The following is a 16,295-nucleotide window of genomic DNA, read 5'->3' on the forward strand; positions in this document are numbered from 1 at the left end:
CGTGGTGATTTTGGGGGCTCGTCGTCCTCTACGAAAGCAGGACAGGTGCGAAGCGCGCTTTTGATCGTCATCCCCGCGAAAGCGGGGATCTCGTAGCATGGCGAGGAATACCAGCCGGAACGGCTTCTGGGGCCTCGTTACAGAACGCCTCCGCCGCTACACTGCGGCTAGGCCATGGCGCTGCGCGACGCGCCGCAGCGCTGAAAACTTAAAGCGGAGCATCGCTTCAAGCTTTGACCACCGCTCCCCTTCGGGGAGAGGGTTGGGGTGAGGGGGCAATCTTGCGATACGCCCCCTATCTGCGCTCTTAGAGCTTGGCCGTCAGCAGCGTTTCCAGCTTGCGCTGGTCGGCGGCGAATTTGCGGATGCCGTCGGCAAGCTTGTCGGTGGCCATGGCGTCTTCGTTGTGGCCCCAGCGGAAGGCGGCTTCGCTGAGTGGCGTGGGCTTGGCTTCGCGCACGCCGTCGTCGCTCAGCGCACGCGGCAGCGGCGACTGGTCCTGCGCCAGCTTTTCCAGCAGGTCGGGGCTGATGGTGAGACGATCGCAACCGGCCAGCGCCTGGATCTGCCCGATGTTGCGGAAGCTGGCGCCCATCACCACGGTGTCGTAGCCGTGCTGCTTGTACCAGGCGTAGATGCGGCGCACCGACTTCACGCCCGGGTCTTCGTCCGGCGCATAGCTCTTGGTCGCGGTGTTGGCGACGTACCAGTCCATGATGCGGCCGACGAACGGCGAGATCAGGAACACGCCGGCCTCGGCACAGGCCACTGCCTGCTCGAACGAGAACAGCAGGGTGAGATTGCACTGGATGCCGCGCTTTTCCAGCTGCTCGGCGGCGCGGATGCCTTCCCACGTCGAAGCGATCTTGATCAGGATGCGCTCGCGCTTGACGCCGGCCTGCTCATACAGCTCGATCAGGCGTTCGGCCTTGGCGATGGTGGCGTTGGTATCGAACGACAGGCGCGCATCGACTTCGGTGGACACGCGACCGGGCACCAGCTCGATGATCTTGCGGCCCACCGCCACGGCAAGGTGATCGCTGGCGTCGACCAGCTGCTGCTCGCGCGAATGGCTTTCCGATTTCGCGCGCTGCACGGCTTCGTCGATCAGCGGCGCATACGCCGGCAGCTCGGTGGCCTTCAGCAGCAGCGAGGGGTTGGTGGTGGCGTCCACCGGGCGATAGCGGGCAATGGCCTCGATATCGCCGGTATCGGCAACGACGGTGGTGTACTGGCGCAGTTGTTCGAGTTGGGAGGACACGTCGATATCCGTTGGGTTGAGGGGGTGATTTTACGCGTCGCCGGACGAGGGCGCATGCGCGTCATGGGTTTCGTCGCTGCCGGTGACGATGCGGGCATGGCGCTGGTAGGTCCAGTAGGCCCAGGCCCAATCCAGCATCACCACCAGCCGGTTGCGGAAACCGATCAGGAAGGCGATGTGCGCCACCAGCCAGATCCACCAGGCCAGCAGGCCGGAGAACTTCAGACGGCCAAACTGCGCTACTGCGGCCATGCGCCCGATGGTGGCCAGCGCACCATCGTCGCGGTAGCGGAACGGCGGGCTGGCGCCGCCGCGCCAGCGCGCCTTCAGCACGCTGGCCACGTAGCGCCCCATCTGCTTGGCGGCCGGGGCGACGCCGGGCACGGGCTTGCCGTCGGCCTGCGCCACGCTGGCGAGGTCGCCGATGACGAATACCTCCGGGTGTCCCGGCAGGCTGAGATCGGCCTCGACCTGCACGCGGCCGGCGCGGTCCACCGGTGCGCCCAGGCGACGCCCCAGCGGCGAGGCGGCGACACCGGCTGCCCACAACACGGTGCGCGCCGCGTAGGGTGTCTCGCCCAGGACGACACCGTGCTCGTCGATCCCGGTCACCGCCGTGTTCAGTCGCACGTCGACGCCGAGCTTTTCCAGCTGGCGGCGTGCCTTGTCGGAGAGGTCGGGGGCGAACGCCGGCAACAGGCGCGGCCCCGCTTCCACCAGCAGCACGTTGGCCTGGCGCAGCTCGGCGCGGCGGAATTCGCGGGGCAGTGTGTGCCGTGCGATTTCCGCCAGCGTGCCGGCCAGTTCGACGCCGGTGGCGCCGCCGCCGACCACCACGAAATTCAGCCATGCCTGCCGCTGTGCGGGGTCGTCCTCGCGCTCGGCCCGTTCGAAGGCGAGCAGCACGCGGCGGCGGATGGTGAAGGCATCGTCCAGCGTCTTCAGCCCGGGCGCATAACGTTCCCAATCATCGTGTCCGAAATACGCGTGGGTGGCACCGGTGGCGACCACCAGCGCGTCATAGTCCAGTTCACCATTGGCAAGCGTGACGCGGTGCTGCGCCAGGTTCACGTCCAGCGCTTCGTCCATCAACACGGTGACGTTGGCCTGCTTGCGCAGGATCTGCCGCAGGGGCGCGGCGATCGAGGGAGCGGAGAGGCCAGCCGTGGCGACCTGGTAGAGCAGGGGCTGGAACAGGTGATGGTTGCGCCGGTCGATCAGGGTGATGCGGGCCGGCGTGCCGGCGAGCCCGCGTGCCACCGCCAGTCCGCCGAAGCCGCCGCCGAGAATGACGACGTGGGGGCGTGCATCGTGCGTTCGTGCATCGTTGCCTTCCATGTGATGCTCCTGTCTAAGGTGAGAATCATGGGAGGTGCCGTCGCGATCCCGTGGCTCAGTACAGATCGATGGGATCGACGTCGAGCGACCAGCGTACGCGCCGCGCCGAAGGCAGTGTCGACAGTGTGCGGTACCAGGGGCGCAACGCCGCGTGCAGTTTGCCGCGGCTGTCCGCCTCGATCAGTAGCTGGCCGCGGTGACGCCCGGCGCGCAGCGGCATCGGCGCCGGCATCGGGCCGGAGAGCTGCAGCGGCGCCCCCGCGAGTGCCTTGGCGGCGTCGCCGAGAAAAGCGTCCACGTGTTCGCGTTGGTGCGCATCGGCGCGCAGCAGTACCTGATGGCCATAGGGTGGCAACTGCACGCTGCGCCGTTCGTCCAGCAGCGTGGCCGCTGCTGCGGCATAGCCTTGTGCGAGCAGCTGGCGCAGCAGCGGGTGTTCGGGATGGTGTGTCTGCAGCAGCACGCGGCCGGGTTTGCTGGCGCGACCGGCACGCCCCGCCACCTGCACCACCAGCTGGGACAGGCGCTCGCTGGCGCGGAAGTCCACGCTCAGCAGCCCTTCGTCCACGCCAACGATGGCGACCAGGGTGAGGTTGGGCAGGTCATGGCCCTTGGCCAGCATCTGGGTGCCGACGAGGATCGCGGGGCGGTCTTCGTGCAAGCCTTCCAGCAGCTGTTCGAAGGCATCGCGGCGGCGCGTGGTTTCACGATCGATGCGCAGCACCGGCACGTCGGGGAAGCGCGCGAGCAGCGCTTCCTCCAAACGCTCGGTGCCCTGGCCCTGCGGCTTGAGATCCGGCGCCTTGCACGCGGGGCATTCGGTGGGCACGCGCGTGGTGTAGTCGCAGTGATGGCAGACCAGCTGGCGCCGGCCGGCATGCAGCGTCATCGGATGTTCGCAGCGCGGGCAGTCGGCATGCCAGCCGCAGCTGTAGCACAGCAGCACCGGCGCATAGCCACGGCGGTTGCGGAACACCAGCACTTGCTCGCCGCGCGCCACGGTGTCGCCCACGGCGGCGAGCAGCGCGGGCGACAGGCCATGCTCCAGGCGTTGCGCACGCATATCCACGATCTGCACCTGCGGCGCGCGAATGGCCCCCGGGCGTGCGCGCAGATGCAGCGCGCGGTAACGCCCCGCCTGCACGTTGGCCAGCGATTCCAGCGATGGCGTGGCCGAACCCAGCACCACCGGCACGTTGAGCGCGCGGGCGCGCAGCAGGGCGAGATCGCGTGCGTGGTAGCGGAAGCCTTCCTGCTGCTTGTAGGCGCCGTCGTGTTCTTCATCGACGATGATCACGCCGGCGTTGGGCAATGGCGTGAACACCGCCGAGCGGGTGCCCAGGATCACCTTGGCCTCGCCGCTGCGGGCGCGCAGCCAGGCACGCGCGCGGTCGCCCTCGGCCAGGTTGGAGTGCAGCACCTGCACCGCCACGCCCAGGCGCTCGCGCAGGCGGCGCACGGTCTGCGGCGCCAGGCCGATTTCCGGCACCAGCAGCAGGGCCTGCCTGCCCTGGGCGATGACCTGTTCGATCAGGGCGAGATAGACCTCGGTCTTGCCGCTGCCGGTGACGCCATCGAGCAGGAACGGCTGGAAGCGGCCCAGGGCTTCGCCGATGTCGCTCACGGCCTGCTGCTGCTCGGCGCTCAGCGCAGGGGCGCTGGTGACGGGGTTTGGCACCGCGGCTGCGGTCTGCGCGCGCTCGATCAGCCCGGCCTGGTCGAGCCGGCGCGCGGCGTCGCGCCAGTGGGGCAGCATCTCGTGCAGCAGCTCGGCGGTCTGCGGGCCACGTGCCAGCGCCTCCAGCAGGGCGCGGCTGCCACCGCGGCGGCTGCCGGCGTCCAGCGCGCTGCGGCCGGCGGCGGTGAGCATCCAGGCTTCCTCGCGCCACTCGGGCAGGGGGCGGTCTTCGCGCAGGGCCAGCGGCAGGGCATTGGCATAGGCCTCGCCTGGGGCACCCAGCCAGTAGTCGGCGGCGCGGGCCAGGGTGGCCATCAGTTCGGCATCGAGCAGCGGGGTCTCGTCCAGCACCCGCAACACCTGCTTGAGCCGCGTCTGGCCCACGGCGGCTTCCACCCCCGTCTCGACCACTACACCCACCGCCTTGCCCTTGCCAAAGGGCACCAGTACCCGGCTGCCCACGTCGGCATGACCCGTGGCAGGGGGCAGGTAATCGAACAGGGTCGGTAGGGGAACCGGGAGGGCGACGCGTAGGACGGCGGGCATGAAAACCTCGTGGCGGCCCAGTGTAACCGGCCTGACGCACATCCGGATGGCCTGGCGGGTTGGGCACATGCGCCAGCGAATGGTCTGCTGGCGGCGGCTTGCGGCCGGTTGCTGCCCCGTCATCTAGGAAGCGAGGCTAAGTGGCTAACGGAGCGGCGCTTTTGCCGTTATCCACAGCAGCTGTGGATAAGTCTGTGGATGGTCCGTTGAGGGAGCCCCTCCAGGCGCATGAAAACGGCCTTCATGACGTTCTGCGCAAGTTTTAACCATGAAAAAAAGGTCTTTCAATTCAGTTGATTATAATTTTTACTCGGCTGGCGTTCATACAACTGCCATAGGCACGGGACTTGCCTTGACAGCCATGTGACGCTGTGCAAAACCCTCCCGCGAACCCTCTTGAAGTCGCTCGTCGCCCGCTCGTTTGCGGGCCAGGTGTGTGATCGCCATCACGATGGCGACGTTTCATCGCGTGAGCCCAAGCAGGGTGGCGAAGGCCAGCGCCAGTACGATCAACCACAGGTAGCACCAGCCCACGAACAGGTATTTCACCGTCGTCATGAACCAGCCCTGGCGATAGACCCGCTTCTGCATGAGCAGCAGGTAGAGCGGCACCCAGATCAGCAACGCCCAGATGATCACGCTCAGCGGCGCGGCGGCCCAGCCGGCGTGGGGCACCAGCCAGCCGCGCAACAGGGTCACCAGCATCACCAGCAGGACGGACAGGAAGATCATGGCGTGGCTATGCAGCGCCACGATCAGGTGCTCCATGTACAGGCGTCGCTTGAACACGTAGGTGAGCTTCAGCAGCAGCGCGAACAGCGGCATCAGGATGAACATGGTCTGCGGCAGCACGGCGAAGGCGCCCGCCATGACGCGCTCGCGGGCTTCGGCCGCCGCCTCGCCGCCCTCGCTGATGCCCTTCATATTGGCCACGGCATGGCCGATCGCGCGATTGAGGCTGGCGTTCATGCCATCGGTCATCCAGCTCACGTGGACCTGGTCGGGCAGCTTGGTCCAGCCCGTGCCACTCAGCGGCGCGGCGCCCAACTCGGTGAGCCGATGGTCGGCGTGGTCGCGATCGGTGCTGAGCAGTTTTTCCAGCTTCTTGGCGCTGAGATCCGCGTTGCCGGGAACGGCTTCGATGTCCTTGCGCTTCTGCTCGAAATGCGCGCGCACCGCTTCGGGCGTGGTGTCCTTGGCGAACTCGCCGGTCCCCGGGTTGGCGCCCGTGTCGACCTGGATGAAGTTGAAGTTGTCTATGGCCAGGTGGCAAACGAAGAAGGCCAGCAGGCATAGCACGAACATCAGGCGGAACGGCGGCACATAGCGCTGGCGCCGGCCGGCGAAGTATTCCAGGGTAAGAAAGCCCGGCCGGCACAGCAGCGGCGGCACCGTGTGCACCACGCGGCCATCCACGTGCAGCAGCATCTCCAGCGTGTCCTCGACCATGTGATGCATGGGCCGCAGCGCGGTGTGGATGGATTGCCCGCACTCGTGGCAGAACTCGCCCTGCATCGGCGCGGCGCAATTGGCGCAGTGCACGCCCTCGAACGACACCAGTTCCTTCTTCATGTGTCTCCCCCGAGCTGACAAGCCGGTGATCTTGGCACAAGCCGATGACGCCGGCAGCTTCCGTCAGTGGATCGCTGGTGAAGGTGCAAAGGGGTTCCGCGGGCGGTGAGCTAGAATGCGCGGCCCAGGAGTTTCCATATGCTGTCTTTCCGCCCCGATCGCGCCAGGGTGGCGCACGAGGTTGGCGCCATCATGCGCCTCGCCCTGCCCCTGATGGCCGCGCAGCTCGCCGCGGTGGGGCCCAATTTCGTCGATGCCGTGCTGGCGGGCCACCTCAGCGCGCATGTGCAGGCTGCCGTCACCACCGCGGTCAGCATCTGGGCGCTGGCCCTGGTCAGTGGCCTGGGCATGATGATGGCGGTGCCGCCTTCGGTGGCGCAGCTGGACGGCGCCGGCCGTCGCCGCGAAGTGGGCGCGGTGTTCGTGCAGGCGCTGTGGCTGGCCTGGGGCATGGGCATCGTGATGTGGTTCCTGGTGCGCCATGCCACGCCGATGCTGGACTGGATCGGCGTGGTGCCCACGCTGCGCACCGACGTCATGCACTTCCTGCATGCCATCAGCTGGGCGGGGCCGGCGCTGACCAGCTACTTCGCGCTGCGTGGCCTCTCCGAGGGGCTGTCGATGACGCGCCCGTCGATGTATTTCAGTTTTGGTGGCCTGCTGGTGCTGGCGCCGCTGGGCTACGTGCTGATGTACGGCAAGTTCGGCTTGCCCGCGCTGGGTTCGCTGGGCAGCGGCATCGCCACCGCCGCGGTGCTGTGGCTGGAGATGCTGGGCTTTGGCCTGTATGTCGCCAGGCATCGGGCCTATCGCGACCTGGGCCTGCGCGAAGGCCTGGCCTGGCCCAGGCCGAAGATGATCCTGGAGCTGCTGAAGATCGGCGGCCCGATGGCGGTCACCCTGCTGGCCGAAGGCGGCCTGTTCGTGGCCGTGGCGTTGGCCATCGCGACGCTGGGCGAGACGGTGGTGGCGAGCCACCAGGTGGCGCTGAGCGTGGCGACGGTGGCCTTCATGATTCCGCTGGGGCTGTCGATGGCGATCACCGTGCGGGTGGGCAATGCGGTCGGCCGTGGCGATGCGCGCGGCGTGCGCTATGCGGGTTTCTGCGGCATCGCCCTGGCGCTGTGCATCCAAACGGTGTCGTCGTCGGTGATGCTGGGCATGCCGCAGGTGCTGGCGCGCCTGTACACGCACGACGCCGGGGTGATCGCGCTGGCGGCGCAACTGATGCTGCTGGCGGGCTTGTTCCAGTTTTCCGATGGTATCCAGGTGACCTCCAACGGCGCGTTGCGCGGCCTGAAGGACACCCGCGTGCCGATGGTCATCACCTTGTTTGCCTATTGGGCGGTCGGCATGCCGGTGGGCTGGTGGCTGGCATTCCACCAGGGCATGGGCGCGCGCGGCATGTGGATGGGGCTGATCGCCGGGCTCAGCATGGCGGCCGTGCTGCTGTTCACGCGCTTCTGGCGCAACGCGTTCCGCGAGAGCTGGCGCTGCCCGGGCTGAACCGCGCCGGCCGCTTGCGCCTGGCCGGCGCGGGTGGACTCCCTTCGCCCATAGACATGTGTCATCAGCACCACATGACCTTCATCGCGCGAACGGCTACGCTGTTGCGGACATCTTGAGGAAACTTCGCATGACGGAGCGCCGCCCCAACGGTTTCTGGGCTTTTCTCTGCGTCCTCGGGCGCGGCATCAACGCGGTCAGGCTGGTGATCCTCAACCTGATTTTCTTCCTGTTCCTGTTCATCGTGCTGTTGCTGTTGTTCGGCGGCTACCTGGGCAGCCGCAGCGAGCACCTGATCCAGGGCGACAGCGTGCTGGTGATCAAGCCGCAGGGCGAGTTGGTCGAGCAGTACAGCATCGATCCGCTGCAGCGCGCGCTGGCCCAGCTTTCCGGCAACCCGCCCAAGCAGGTCCAGTTGCGTGACCTGGTGGCCGCCATCGATGCGGCGGCCAAGGACACGCGCATCACCCGCATCCTGCTGGAACCGGGCGAGCTGCAGGGTGGCGGCTTTGCCGCGCTGAGCGAGGCTGGCGCAGCGCTGGATCGCTTCCGCGCCGCCGGCAAGCCGGTGATCGTGTGGGCGCCCAGCTATGACCAGGGCCAGTATTACCTCGCCGCGCATGCCGACCGCATCCTGGTCGATCCGCAGGGCGGCGTGATGATCACCGGCCTGGCCAACTATCGACTGTTCTACAAGGACTTGCTCGACAAGCTCGGCGTGGACGTGCACCTGTTCCGCGTGGGCCAGTTCAAGAGCGCGGCCGAGCCGTACATCCTCGACCATGCCTCGCCCGAATCGAAGGAAGCGGACAGCTTCTGGATGGGCGGCCTGTGGGACACCTACGTCAACGAGGTGGCCAAGCTGCGCAAGCTGGACGCCACCGCCCTGCGCACGGATATCGACACGCTGCCGGAGACCATCGCCAACGCGCGTGGCGACCTGGGCCAGCTGTCGCTCGACCAGCATCTGGTGGACGGCCTGGCCACGCCGGCCGAACTGGAAGCGATGATGCGCAAGGAAGGCGTGCCCGCCGGCAAGAAGGGCGAGGGCTTCCGCCAGGTATCGCTGCAGCGCTACGCCACCAACCTGCCCGACGATGACAATGGCACGGCGCCGGGCGTGGCCGTGGTGGTCGCCGAGGGCGAGATTTCCGGCGGCAAGCAACCGCAGGGGACGGTGGGCGGCGAGTCCACCGCCGCGCTGGTGCGCGCCGCGCGCGAGGACAAGCGCACCAAGGCGCTGGTGCTGCGCGTCAACTCGCCGGGTGGCGAGGTGTATGCGGCCGAGCAGATCCGCCGCGAAGTAGCGCTGACGCGCGCGGCCGGCATTCCGGTGATCGTGTCGATGGGCAACGTGGCCGCCAGCGGCGGCTACTGGATCTCGATGAACGCCGATCGCATCTATGCCGAGCCCAACACCATCACTGGCTCCATCGGCATCTTCGGCATGGTGCTCACCGTGCCGGGCACGCTGGACAAGCTGGGCGTGAAGAGCGACGGCGTGGGCACCAGCCCGCTGGCCGGGGCGTTCGACATCACCCGTCCGCTCGATCCCAGGGTGGGCACGGTGATCCAGGCCACCATCGAGAAGGGTTATCGCGATTTCGTGGGCCAGGTGGCCAAGGCGCGCGGCAAGCCCTACGACGCGATCGACACCATTGCGCAGGGCCGCGTGTGGACCGGACAGCAGGCACTCGATCGCGGGCTGGTCGACCAGCTCGGTGGCCTGGGCGAGGCTGTGGCCGATGCGGCGACGCGCGCCAAGCTGGGCAAGCAGTATCCGGTGCGCTACGTGGAAGAACCGCTCGGTGGCTTCGAGCAATTCCTGATGGGCCTCAACGAGAGCGCCATGGTGCAGGTGGCGCAGGCTTATGGCTTGCACCTGCCCGCGTGGGCGGCGCATATCGACACGATGGCGCCGGAGTTGAAGCTGTTGCGTTCGGCGCCGTCGGGCCGTCCCAACGTCTACGCCTATTGCTTCTGCACGCCGCGCTGAGCAGCTAGTCCCTCCCCAACCCTCCCCTGCAAGCAGGGGAGGGCGTCCGGGTGCCGGGTTTATTCGATCGCCGCGCTGTAGTACTCGCCATGCCGCTGCACGCGCACGGGCATGCCGAAGGTCGCCGACAGCGTGGCGTCGTTGAGCACCTCGGCCTTGTCACCCTGGCGAAGCAGACGTCCATCGCGCAGCGCGATCACCTGCCCGATCTCCGGCAGGATCTCCTCGATGTGGTGGGTCACCAGCAACAGCGTGGTGCCGCTGCGGGCGAGGCCGCGCAGGCTTTCCAGGAAGTGCCGGCGGCTGGCCATGTCCAGGCCCGCGCAGGGTTCGTCGAGCAGCAGCGCGCGGGGGCGATGCACCAATGCACGGGCGATCAGCACGCGGCGGGCTTCGCCGGTGGACAGGCTGGCCATGCTGCGGCCGAGCAGGTGGGTGGCGCCGGCCTGTGCCAGCGCTTCGTCGGCGCGCTGGCGCATGGCCGGGGTCACCTGATGGTCGAGGCCCAGCCGGCGCGCGGCGAAGAAACTCGACAACACCGCTTCGGCGACTTCCAGCGTCGCATCGCTGGTGCAGTCGTCCTGCAGCGAAGGCGAGACGATGCCGAGCAGGCCGCGCAATTCTGATACGTGCCAGCGCTCGCGTCCGAATACACGCATCGACGCGCGCCCGTCGTCGCGCGCCAGTGGATAAAGCTCGCGGGTGATCAGGCGCACCAGGGTGGATTTGCCCGCGCCATTGGCCCCGAGGATGGCGGTGTGCTCGCCCGCACCGATGCGCAGGCTGAAGCGGTCGAGGATCAGGCGATCGCCACGCATCACGCTGGCGTCGTCGATCTCCAGCAGGGGCAGGGCGTGCAGGTCAGGGTAAGCGGCATTCATGCCCCACACCATGCCGGTTGGGACGTCGATTTGCCAAGCCCCCTCCGGTTATTGCCCGGCCGCATCGATTTGTTGTTGCTGTTGCCTGGCCTGGTCGTCGACGGTCTTCTGCACGTCGCGGGCGCGTTGCTCGTCCTTCTTCAGGTCATCCCATGGCGTGGCCACGCGTGCCGTGCTGGCCGTCGCGGGTTGCGACTCGGGGGCGGGCGGCTTGCCGGAGCAGGCGGCGAGCGCGCACAGGCAGAACATCGGGACGAGCCATTTCATGGGCGATCCTCGCGGGACGGAGCATGAGTGTCCCGCGCGGCGCCGGGTCCGGCAAGCACGTCTCACTAGGCGTCAGGCCGGAACAGGTTTTAAGCTCGGCGCATGAATACACGCATCGATGCCTGGCAGCTGCAAGGTCACACCGCTTTGATCACCGGCGCCAGCAAGGGTATCGGCTACGCCACTGCACGCGAGCTGGCCGGCCTTGGCGCCAACCTGCTGCTGGTGGCCCGTGATGCCGATTATCTCGAGCAGGTACGGGTGGAGCTGGTGGATGATTTTCCGGGCATCGAGGTGCTGGCGTTCGGTGCCGACCTCAGCGAACAGGAAGAGCGCCTGGCGGTGTTCGACTGGATCGCCGACCTCGGCGCGCCGTTGTCGCTGCTGGTCAACAACGCCGGCGGCAACCAGCCGGCGCCGACGCTGGCCTATCGCGAGGACGAGTACCGCGCGATCTTCGAGCAGAACCTGTTCTCGGCCTTCGAGATGTGCCGGCTGGCGCATCCGCAGCTGGTGCAACACGCCAATGCGGCCATCGTCAACGTGGGTTCCGTCTCCGGCGAAACGCATGTGCGCACCGGTTCGCCCTATGGCATGACCAAGGCGGCGCTGCACCAGCTCACGCGCAACCTCGCGGTGGAATGGGCCACCGACGGCATCCGCGTCAACGCGGTGGCGCCCTGGTATATCCGCACGCAGCGTTCGGAACCGGCGCTGGCCAACGATGAGTACCTGGACGAAGTGCTCGATCGCACACCGCTGCGCCGCATCGGCGAACCGGAAGAAGTGGCCGCGGCGATCGCCTTCCTGTGCTTGCCGGCGGCGAGCTATATCACCGGCCAGGTGCTGGCGGTGGATGGCGGCTTTCTCAACTACGGCTTCTGATTGTCCACAGCCTGTGTGGACAGGGCCGGGACAAGCCTGTGGATAGGTAAGCCAAGTGCCCGCCAGCGTGGCATTTTCACCATCGTGGTCATTTTGGCGACAGCGCTGGCGCGGGTTTTCCACAGCCGCTGGGGAAAGCCTGGTGGCAAGCCTGTGGATAACGGCCAGTGCCCGTTATGCAGCGGGCACTTGCGACGCGCTGCGCAAGAAGTGCGCAACTCCTGCGAGTCAACAGTTGCGCAGCTGCGCGCGCAGTTGCTCGTCGCGCTGCTCCAGCGGGGGCTGGTCGCTCTTGAACGCACGCTGCAGTTTGCTGGCGTTGTCGTCATAGGCGTCACGCAATGCGTGGCAGGTTTCGGCATGCGTCAGTTCGCGGCAGGTGTCCTGGACCCACACATAGTTGTTGGCGATCAGGCCCGGTGTCACGCGGCCGCGGTTGAGCACGGGCGCCGATGCGCCGGCGCTGTTGGGCGGACCGTACACCTGCGACAGCGATGGGGATGCGGCGCCGAGGATGCCGTAAGGCACCTGATACGGCTGAGGGGCACCGTTCTCGCTGAGATAGGTCTTGCCATCGGTGGCACGCACGCAGGCATACATCACCGGCAGCGGTACCGCGGGCGTGGCGGGTAGCGGGGCGGTTTTCGCTTCGACCGGCGTGCTGGTCGCCGGCTCGCGTGCCGGCGGTGGCGTCAGCGGTACCGAGTCGTCGAGCTGCAGGGTTTCCTGGTGCTGGCCGCCGGGACAGGGCTTGTCCTGGTAGACCGCCTTGCCGTCCGCCGCGGTGCACTTGTAGGCCGTACCGGCCCATGCCGGCACGCTGAGGCAACCAAGTAAGGCCAAGCCACACAGACGCCATAGCATGCGCGAACCTGCTTCCTGATGGGTGGCGCCCGCCGGTTTTAGAACTCGGCGAGATGTTCCTCGGCGGCGAAGCCCAGCGTGACGGCGCCTTCGCCCACATTGACCATGCCGGTGATGCTCATGGGCGCTTCCATCAGTTCCACGCCGCATTCCTCGCAGGCGGTGCGCAGGCCGGCATAACCCGGCAGCTTGGGCAGCTCGGACAGGTCACCGCCATAGCTGACGCAGACCGCAGGCACCAGCAGCCCTGCATGCACGCGTTCGGCGGCGTAGTTGAACAGCGTTTCGGCGCCGTGTTCGAAGCCGCGTACCTTGCCCACCGGACCGGTCTCGCCCCGATAGCCGCGCAGCAGCGGCTTGATGTCCAGCGCCGAGCCGAGCACGGCACTGAACAGGCCCACGCTACGGTCGCCCTTTTTCTTGGCGCGCGCGCGCAGGTAGTAGAGGTCGCGCGGCAACATGTAGCCGTAGGAGTTGTTGGCGATATAGGTCAGGCGTTCGCGGATGGCGGCGGGCGCTTCGCCGGCTTCGATCAGCCGGGTCGCCTCGATGATGGCGGGGGCGGCGCCGGCGAACAGGCTGCGCGTGTCGATCACGCGCATCAGGAACGGACCGGTGATGCCGTTCTTCTCGCGTATCGCGCGGTAATTTTTCAACACCGCGAAGCTGGCCTTGATCACGTGTTCGTTGATGGCGCTGCGCGTGGCGGTGATGGTGAGGCAGAACACACAGTCCTGCTCCAGCACCAGCTTGTCGAGGAACAGCTGCTGCACTTCCTCGATGGAACACGGTTCGGTTTCCGCCGAATGGCTGCGGCTGCCCATGTCGCTGTCGAGGAAGCGATGGAGTTCCACCTGGCTGCGGTCGTCCAGGAATACTTCGTCGTCGACGCGGATGGTGATCGGCATCACCGCGATGTTGTGCTTTTGAAGGAATGCCTGCGGCAAATCGCAGGACGCATCGATGGCCAGGCCCATCCGCATCTTGTCACCCCCAAGTGAATGGCGCGGCCAACATAGCATGCGCCGTGATAGCTGCCGACCCCCGACTTATGGGGCATGCGCCGGGACTTCTTCGCCGAGGCATTCAGCGCAGCTGGCGATACGTATCGGCGTCGAAGGCGTCCACTTGAACCACCGCGTCGCGCGCTTCGTTGGCTTCGCCCAGTGCCGCGTATTCCTCCGGGGTGATGATGCCGGCGGCCAGGGCGCGCCGGTCCAGCTCATCCTTGGGGGCGCGGTCGAGCCGGCCGGCCCGCACGGCGTCGCGCAGCTTGGTCTCCACCGGCAGGGCCCGCACCGCCTTGTCCAGGGCCGCCTCCAGCTCGCCCAGGCCGGGCTCATGCGGCCCCGGCACGTGGATGTCCTCGGTAAGGTGGAGGCGCGCCTCGCGGTCTTCCAGGATGGCGCGCGCCGCGCGCTGGCCGAGCAGGTCCGACGGCGGGCGGAAGCGGGCGCCCAATGGGAATACCAGCCACCGCGCGAAGCCGGCGGCGAACGCGGAGGGCAGGTTGTCCAGCACCCCGCGTAGCGCCTCCTGCGTGCGGAACAACGCCAGCGCCACGCCCCAGCGGGCCAGGTCGTAGTTGGAAGCGAGCTTGGGTTCGTCGTGGTAGCGCTTGAGCGTGGCGGCGGCCAGGTACTGCCAGGCCAGCGCGTCGGCCAGCCGGCCGGAGATCTTCTCGCGCCGCTTCAGCGAGCCGCCCAGCGTCGCCATGCACAGGTCCGAGATAAAGGCGAATGCCGAGGCGAAGCGGGTGAGGTGCTGGTACTGCCGACGGAGCTCGCTGTCAGGCGCCTTGGCCAGTCGCGCGCCGGTGAGGCCCAACAGCAGCGCGCGCACGCCGCGGGTGAACACGAAGTTGATATAGCCGAAGGTGCAGCGGTCGAACGCGGCGAGGTCCCTGGCGGCGATCGCATCGATCAGCTTCTGCACCCAGGGATGGCAGCGGATCGCACCCTGGCCGTAGATGATCATCGAGCGGGTGAGGATGTTGGCGCCTTCCACGGTGATGCCGATCGGCACCGACATCCACATGCGCGAGAGCGCATTGCGTGGCCCGCGCTGGATCGCCGCGCCCGCGCGGATATCCATGGCATCGCTTACCACTTCGCGCATGGCATCGGTGAGATAGGCCTTGGCGATGGAGCCGAGTACCGCGGGCTTCTCGCCGGCATCGAGCGCGCCGCAGGTGAGCGTGCGGGTGGCCGACATCAGATAGGTGAGGCCGGCGATACGCGCCAAGGGTTCCTCGATACCTTCGAAGCGACCGATCGGGGTGTCGAATTGTTCGCGCACCGTGGCGTAGGCGCCGCAGATGCGCGTGGCCATCTGCGCCGCGCCCACCGCCAGCGCCGGCAGCGAGATGGAGCGGCCGGCGGCCAGGCTCTCCATCAGCATGCGCCAGCCATGGCCGGCCTGTTCGACGCCGCCGATGATGGCATCCAGCGGTACGAACACGTCATGTCCCTCGATGGGGCCGTTGGCGAACGGCACGCCCATCGGATCATGGTGCCTGCCGATGACCACGCCAGGCAGGTCGCGTGGAATCAGGGCGCAGGTAATGCCGCGGTCGGCCTCGCCGCCGAGCAGCCCGTGGGGATCCTTCAGGCGGAAGGCCAGGCCGATCAGCGTCGCCACGGGTGCCAGCGTGATATAGCGCTTGTTCCAGTTCAGGCGCAGGCCGATCACCTGCTCGCCCTGCCAGCGGCCCCATTCGACGATGCCTTCGGACTGGGTGGCGGCGGCGTCGGAACCGGCTTCGGGGCCGGTGAGCGCGAAGCAGGGCACCTCGCGGCCATCGGCCAGGCGCGGCAGGTAGCGCTGTTTTTGTTCCTCGGTGCCGTAGTGCAGCAGCAGTTCGCCCGGCCCCAGCGAGTTGGGCACCATCACGGTGACCGCTGCGGCCACCGAGCGGGTGGCGATACGCGTGACCACTCGCGAGTGGCCGATCTCGGACATGCCCAGGCCGCCGTAGCGCTCGGGCAGCACCATGCCGAAGAAGCGTTCGCGCTTGATAAAGCCCCACACTTCGGGCGGCAGGTCGCGATCCTGCTCGATCTGCCAATCGTCCAGCATTGCGCATAGCTTGGTAACCGGGCCATCCAAGAAGGCCTGCTCGCGCGGGCTCAGCGGTTGGCATGGAAAGCGCAGCAGCGATGCCCAGTCCGGCATGCCGGAGAAGATCTGCGCATCCCACCACACGGTGCCCGCTTCCAGCGCGATGCGCTCGGTGTCGCCCAGGCGCGGCATGACGGCCGCCAGCTTCGGCAGCAGCGCGCGTGCGAACAGGGCGCGACGCAGTGGCGCCCATCCGGTTGCCAGGGCAACCAACCCCAAGAGGCATAGCAGTCCATATATAAGGTATGGCGAAGTCACCCCTAGCACGGCCCCGGTGGCGAACAGCACCGCTACGGCCGATACCCATGCCAGCCAACCTCGTCCCATGAAGGCAAAGCCCAGCAGGACGATCAGGGCAACCAGCAAACCGATAAGCAGCAT

The 16,295-nt window shown here is 67.5% G+C and carries 12 protein-coding genes; 3 read left to right on the forward strand and 9 right to left on the reverse strand.

The window, feature by feature from the left end:
- Window positions 1–307: 307 nt before the first annotated feature.
- The 4 genes from tal to MJ606_RS12775 all read right to left on the reverse strand — a co-directional run bounded on the left by tal (window position 308) and on the right by MJ606_RS12775 (window position 6,395).
- On the reverse strand, window positions 308–1,267 hold the full coding sequence (tal, locus tag MJ606_RS12760) for a transaldolase (protein ID WP_343214822.1): 960 nt from the start codon (window positions 1,265–1,267) through the stop codon (window positions 308–310).
- A 24-nt stretch (window positions 1,268–1,291) separates the two neighbouring features.
- Window positions 1,292–2,599, reverse strand: a complete 1,308-nt coding sequence (locus tag MJ606_RS12765) for an NAD(P)/FAD-dependent oxidoreductase (protein WP_243049913.1) — start codon at window positions 2,597–2,599, stop codon at window positions 1,292–1,294.
- Between the two features lie 55 nt (window positions 2,600–2,654).
- Window positions 2,655–4,823: a primosomal protein N' gene (locus MJ606_RS12770; RefSeq protein WP_243049914.1), complete on the reverse strand. Its 2,169-nt coding sequence runs from the start codon at window positions 4,821–4,823 to the stop codon at window positions 2,655–2,657.
- Window positions 4,824–5,285: 462 nt separating this feature from the next.
- Window positions 5,286–6,395 carry a DUF3667 domain-containing protein gene (locus MJ606_RS12775; protein WP_243049915.1) on the reverse strand — a complete coding sequence of 370 codons (1,110 nt, stop codon included), beginning with the start codon at window positions 6,393–6,395 and terminating at the stop codon, window positions 5,286–5,288.
- 138 nt (window positions 6,396–6,533) lie between these two features.
- Here MJ606_RS12775 and MJ606_RS12780 point away from each other — a divergent pair, with 138 nt between their 5' ends.
- The gene (locus MJ606_RS12780; protein WP_243049916.1) at window positions 6,534–7,901 is read left to right on the forward strand and encodes an MATE family efflux transporter; all 1,368 of its coding nucleotides are present in this window, start codon (window positions 6,534–6,536) and stop codon (window positions 7,899–7,901) included.
- A gap of 130 nt (window positions 7,902–8,031) precedes the next feature.
- Window positions 8,032–9,897 carry a signal peptide peptidase SppA gene (sppA, locus tag MJ606_RS12785; protein WP_243049917.1) on the forward strand — a complete coding sequence of 622 codons (1,866 nt, stop codon included), beginning with the start codon at window positions 8,032–8,034 and terminating at the stop codon, window positions 9,895–9,897.
- Between the two features lie 59 nt (window positions 9,898–9,956).
- Here the strand turns inward: sppA and MJ606_RS12790 are convergent, their stop codons facing one another.
- Both MJ606_RS12790 and MJ606_RS12795 read right to left on the reverse strand, forming a co-directional pair.
- Window positions 9,957–10,778, reverse strand: a complete 822-nt coding sequence (locus tag MJ606_RS12790) for an ATP-binding cassette domain-containing protein (RefSeq protein WP_243049918.1) — start codon at window positions 10,776–10,778, stop codon at window positions 9,957–9,959.
- A 48-nt stretch (window positions 10,779–10,826) separates the two neighbouring features.
- On the reverse strand, window positions 10,827–11,045 hold the full coding sequence (locus MJ606_RS12795; RefSeq protein ID WP_243049919.1) for a hypothetical protein: 219 nt from the start codon (window positions 11,043–11,045) through the stop codon (window positions 10,827–10,829).
- Window positions 11,046–11,147: 102 nt separating this feature from the next.
- Here MJ606_RS12795 and MJ606_RS12800 point away from each other — a divergent pair, with 102 nt between their 5' ends.
- Entirely contained in the window at window positions 11,148–11,930 is a 783-nt protein-coding gene (locus MJ606_RS12800) for an SDR family oxidoreductase (RefSeq protein ID WP_243049920.1), read from the forward strand.
- 228 nt (window positions 11,931–12,158) lie between these two features.
- Here MJ606_RS12800 and MJ606_RS12805 read toward each other — a convergent pair whose 3' ends face one another.
- The 3 genes from MJ606_RS12805 to MJ606_RS12815 form a co-directional block, all read right to left on the reverse strand.
- The gene (locus MJ606_RS12805; RefSeq protein WP_243049921.1) at window positions 12,159–12,794 is read right to left on the reverse strand and encodes a DUF4124 domain-containing protein; all 636 of its coding nucleotides are present in this window, start codon (window positions 12,792–12,794) and stop codon (window positions 12,159–12,161) included.
- A 38-nt stretch (window positions 12,795–12,832) separates the two neighbouring features.
- Window positions 12,833–13,777 (reverse strand): DegV family protein, encoded by a 945-nt coding sequence (locus MJ606_RS12810; RefSeq protein WP_243049922.1) that lies wholly within the window; start codon window positions 13,775–13,777, stop codon window positions 12,833–12,835.
- Between the two features lie 103 nt (window positions 13,778–13,880).
- Complete coding sequence (locus MJ606_RS12815) at window positions 13,881–16,295, reverse strand: acyl-CoA dehydrogenase (protein WP_243049923.1); 2,415 nt, start codon at window positions 16,293–16,295, stop codon at window positions 13,881–13,883.

The organism is Dyella sp. RRB7, from assembly GCF_022761115.1.
Lineage (GTDB): Bacteria > Pseudomonadota > Gammaproteobacteria > Xanthomonadales > Rhodanobacteraceae > Dyella.

Excerpts from the sequence above, each read along its gene's own strand:
- MJ606_RS12780 (WP_243049916.1), top strand. The coding sequence starts at position 6,534 with ATGCTGTCTTTCCGCCCCGATCGCGCCAGGGTGGCGCACGAGGTTGGC.
- MJ606_RS12770 (WP_243049914.1), bottom strand. The coding sequence starts at position 4,823 with ATGCCCGCCGTCCTACGCGTCGCCCTCCCGGTTCCCCTACCGACCCTG.
- MJ606_RS12815 (WP_243049923.1), bottom strand. The coding sequence starts at position 16,295 with ATGCTGCTTATCGGTTTGCTGGTTGCCCTGATCGTCCTGCTGGGCTTT.
- MJ606_RS12810 (WP_243049922.1), bottom strand. The coding sequence starts at position 13,777 with ATGCGGATGGGCCTGGCCATCGATGCGTCCTGCGATTTGCCGCAGGCA.
- MJ606_RS12765 (WP_243049913.1), bottom strand. The coding sequence starts at position 2,599 with ATGGAAGGCAACGATGCACGAACGCACGATGCACGCCCCCACGTCGTC.
- MJ606_RS12800 (WP_243049920.1), top strand. The coding sequence starts at position 11,148 with ATGAATACACGCATCGATGCCTGGCAGCTGCAAGGTCACACCGCTTTG.
- MJ606_RS12775 (WP_243049915.1), bottom strand. The coding sequence starts at position 6,395 with ATGAAGAAGGAACTGGTGTCGTTCGAGGGCGTGCACTGCGCCAATTGC.
- MJ606_RS12790 (WP_243049918.1), bottom strand. The coding sequence starts at position 10,778 with ATGAATGCCGCTTACCCTGACCTGCACGCCCTGCCCCTGCTGGAGATC.
- sppA (WP_243049917.1), top strand. The coding sequence starts at position 8,032 with ATGACGGAGCGCCGCCCCAACGGTTTCTGGGCTTTTCTCTGCGTCCTC.
- MJ606_RS12795 (WP_243049919.1), bottom strand. The coding sequence starts at position 11,045 with ATGAAATGGCTCGTCCCGATGTTCTGCCTGTGCGCGCTCGCCGCCTGC.
- MJ606_RS12805 (WP_243049921.1), bottom strand. The coding sequence starts at position 12,794 with ATGCTATGGCGTCTGTGTGGCTTGGCCTTACTTGGTTGCCTCAGCGTG.